The organism is Streptomyces sp. SID13726, assembly GCF_010548375.1.
In the GTDB taxonomy this organism is placed as follows: domain Bacteria; phylum Actinomycetota; class Actinomycetes; order Streptomycetales; family Streptomycetaceae; genus Streptomyces.
Genome location: NZ_JAAGLY010000861.1, coordinates 1 through 385, shown reverse-complemented (window position 1 = coordinate 385; position 385 = coordinate 1). Strand labels below are relative to the sequence as shown.

Annotated in this window: 1 pseudogene; it reads right to left on the bottom strand. The window is 66.5% G+C overall.

From position 1 onward, the window contains the following. Positions 1 to 258: 258 nt before the first annotated feature. A pseudogene (locus tag G3I78_RS52710) lies at positions 259 to 385 on the bottom strand (DinB family protein); the annotation flags it as partial.

Below are 385 nucleotides of genomic sequence, written 5' to 3'. Positions count from 1 at the left end.
ACCTCATGGGCTACGTCAACTACTACTGGGGCGCTCAGAAGTGTGTGAGGTGGGATACCTGGGACCATCGAGTGAGCCTGATCAACCTGGGTGACTTCGAGGGAAACGCTCGCCCGTGACCGAACGTGCCAGATCCAGGCGACGTGAGCGTGTCCTGGCGCGAACCGGATGGTGCCAGGCTGCCGGCAACGGAACCGCCGCCTGAGGTTAAACGGCAAGCTGAGCGCCGCCCCGGTCCGGGATGGGCCGGGGCGGGGGTCAGTGGTGCCGGGCGCGGTAGAGGTCGCGCAGCAGGCCGATCTCGGCACCGTGGTGCAGCAGTTCCTGGTTGACCCACCACCCGATGTCGATGAACGGCTCCTCGGAGTCGCTGCCGTGCGGGTAG